The sequence below is a fragment of the Chitinophaga sp. genome, from assembly GCF_035564935.1.
Lineage (GTDB): Bacteria > Bacteroidota > Bacteroidia > Chitinophagales > Chitinophagaceae > Chitinophaga.
This window is the reverse complement of the sequence record NZ_DATMTE010000101.1, coordinates 1-1,797: the sequence shown is the minus strand read 5'-3', so window position 1 is coordinate 1,797 and position 1,797 is coordinate 1. Positions and strand designations below refer to the sequence as shown.

The 1,797-nt window shown below is 41.9% G+C and carries 1 protein-coding gene; it reads right to left on the bottom strand.

The genetic code is table 11. From position 1 onward, the window contains the following. A partial coding sequence (locus VN105_RS02800; protein ID WP_414647220.1) for a ligand-binding sensor domain-containing protein occupies window positions 1-1,796 on the bottom strand: 1,796 nt, incomplete at its 3' end. Between the last annotated feature and the right edge of the window lies 1 nt (window position 1,797).

The following is a 1,797-nucleotide window of genomic DNA, read 5'->3' as shown; positions in this document are numbered from 1 at the left end:
CCGTTGGCTTGTGTGTACACTTTTACCCGTTCTGTATGCAGGTCAAAACAAATAAGGCCTTTGGAGGAGCTGATCCACAAATGTTTTGACTGGTCTTCCAGGATGCTGTACAATACGTTGCTGGGCAGCCCGTTTGCGGTTGTAAATCTTTTGATGGTTTTCCGGTCCTGACCAAGTTTTATTAACCCACACCCTGTTGTGGCAAACCATAAAGCATGGTTGCTGTCTTCAAAAATATTGTACACAGGAAATTCATTAATGGTTTTTCCCTTAGTGGTATCGCCAAAACGTAAATTCCCGTGCCGGCCGGTTTCAGGATTATAATAAAATGCGCCTTCCTTTACGCTGCCCGTCCAGATATTTCCGGCTGAGTCTTCAAATATATCGTAAACATAAGTGTTGTATGGTATCTGGCTGATACGCTTAAATGTTTTGTGCCGGGTGTCATATTCAAATAGCCCGGCATTACGATATGCTGTCCCTACCAACAGTTTATTGTTTTTTGTCCGGTATATTGAAATAACAAAATCACTTACCGGGCCGTTCTTATCACCAATCAATTTAAACCGGTTTGTCACCAACCCTGTACGCATATCCATTATTTCCATGCCCTGCAAAAACGGGCCGATAAATAACTCATTTCCCCAGGAAAGCAGGCCATGGATATTGGAATAAGAAACGCTGCCTTTTTTGCCTGTAGCTGTATAGTTTGTAAATATTCCTGTTTTTAAATCCAGTTTGTTAATCCCTGCATCTTCAGTGCCGATCCATAAGTGACCGCTGCTATCAGAGCAGATCTCTCTTACCGCATTTCCTGAAATAGCGTTAGCGCCCGGCAGGGGATAATATTTTTCAAACCGCGCGTTAACCTTTGAATAGTAATTTAACCCGCCAAAAAAGGTACCTGCCCACATACCTCCCTGGTTATCCCTGCATACTGCGTACACTGCATTATCAGCCAGGGCATAAGGGTCGCCAGGCCGTTTCCTCAGGCCAATGCTCGTGTTGGCGGCTAAGTCGTAAATATAAATTCCCGATTCGGTAGCGATCCAGTATTGACCATCGTTACCCGCTGCAATGTCGCGAACAAATATGTCTTTACTTTCATCAGCATCCAGTGATAAGGATCTGACGACGCCGGTTTTAGTATTGTAACTTTTTAATCCCTGCTTAAAACAACCTATCAATAGCTGGTTATCATGAATTGGGTATATTTTGCTGATAGACCGGGCATTTGGAGGCAAGCTTTTATTAACGATCCTTATCCTGGAATCAGGCTTTACTTTTGGGTTGTAAATATGAATGTTACCATCATTATCTCCCAACCATAAATTCATATTTGCGTCCAGCGCAATACAGGATGCCTTTGTTTTTAAATTTTCCACCCTGTTTTCTGCCTGTATGTATTTGTACAGGGAAAACTGGATGAGAAACCATAGGTTATTATCATTGTCTATTACAAGGTTATTGGTATATTCTTTCGGGACAGTTTCCAGCTCGGTGAGCACTTCCTTGTACGGGTTATATTTAAAGATGCCTTTGCCTGTGGCTATCCAGATCATCCTGTTCTTATCTTCGGCTATACAATTAATAACATCATTTCCTAAGCTGCCGAACTTATCATTATTGTTTTTGTAGGCTTTAAAAGAGTACCCGTCAAAACGGTTTAAACCACCGCGGGTACCTACCCATATCAAACCTGTACTATCCTGTATTATAGCGGTTACCGCATTATGCACCAACCCATCATCCACCTGATAATGCTTAAAATAATATTGCCCATAACATGAAGAAATG